Source organism: Mesorhizobium sp. M7A.F.Ca.CA.004.06.1.1 (assembly GCF_003999135.1).
In the GTDB taxonomy this organism is placed as follows: Bacteria; Pseudomonadota; Alphaproteobacteria; order Rhizobiales; family Rhizobiaceae; genus Mesorhizobium.
Genome location: NZ_RZPQ01001196.1, coordinates 1 through 1068 on the forward strand (window position 1 = coordinate 1; position 1068 = coordinate 1068).

Below are 1068 nucleotides of genomic sequence, written 5' to 3' on the forward strand. Positions count from 1 at the left end.
ACGCTGGAAACATCTGGCGGGTCAATGATTTCGGTTCATTGGTGGTTCCTGCACGCTCGGCGGCCGTGCTGGTGAAGACGTGGTCGTTCAACGCACCGCAGCGCGAAGCGCCGATAGGAAAAGCACAAGCAACGCCAAGGCGTTGAGGCCGGCGGCGATGGCATGCGAATACTCCCATTGCCGCCGCAGCAGCTCCCAGTTTTCAGGCAGGACAGTCCAGTTCCGGGTCGCCTGATTGATTGGATAGGTCAGCGTCCAGAAGGCAAATTGCGTGGCGCCGATGCTGAGAAAGGCGACAACAACCAAGCCGAAAGATGCACTCGCTCGGTAGAGCAGGATCGCCAGGGCGGCCGTAGAGAGCAATGCTCCCAGCACTACGATGCCGAACAGGCTCCATCCATCATAGGCGCGTTGCGCAGCCAGATAGTTCGGCCCGTCGAGCTTCATCTTGTTGAACATCGTGAAGAAATGCGCGGCGGCCGGAACGAAAGCCAATACAACGAAAATGAAGCTGACCACTCTCAGACTATAAATTGCCATATCCGGTCTCCTCTCAGGAGAGAGCTAGGGCAATCGGCAGAGTTGAAAAGGTCGTTTTAGCGGCGGCTTTCGCCCGCGATCGTATGATCTCAAGCGAGGTCGTTTTTTAGCCCTCACTCAACTATCTCGGAACATTTTTTTTGGGTGCTGGTTCTACGCACTGAAGGGACGAATCTTACCCAGGGAGATTTCCCCATGAAACATGTTCTCATTACCAGCATGCTGGCGATCGGGCTCGGCTGTGGAACGGCGATGGCTCAGACACAACAGCCCGAAAGCCAGTCTGGCGCAGACGCCAATTGCGCTTCCGGGCAAGCTGGCTGCCAGAATGGTTCCAAGATGGGCGAGCAGGCTCAGGACAAGACCAAGCTGAAGACTGACGAGCAGGCACAGGGCAAGGCCGGCACCACCACCGACCAGCAGGCTCAGGACAAGACCAAGCTGAAGACCGACGAGCAGGCTCAGGGCAAGGCCGGCACAACCGATCAGCAGGCCCAGGACAAGACCAAGCTGAAGACTGACGAGCAG

Annotated in this window: 1 protein-coding gene and 1 pseudogene; one reads left to right on the forward strand and one right to left on the reverse strand. The window is 57.4% G+C overall.

Annotated features, from left to right (window positions below; genetic code table 11):
• Window positions 1-87 precede the first annotated feature (87 nt).
• Window positions 88-540, reverse strand: a complete 453-nt coding sequence (locus EN906_RS35085; RefSeq protein ID WP_127272420.1) for a hypothetical protein — start codon at window positions 538-540, stop codon at window positions 88-90.
• A 195-nt stretch (window positions 541-735) separates the two neighbouring features.
• Here EN906_RS35085 and EN906_RS35090 point away from each other — a divergent pair.
• Window positions 736-1068 (forward strand): annotated as a pseudogene (locus tag EN906_RS35090) (hypothetical protein); the annotation flags it as partial.

Excerpts from the sequence above, each read along its gene's own strand:
- EN906_RS35085 (WP_127272420.1), bottom strand. The coding sequence starts at position 540 with ATGGCAATTTATAGTCTGAGAGTGGTCAGCTTCATTTTCGTTGTATTG.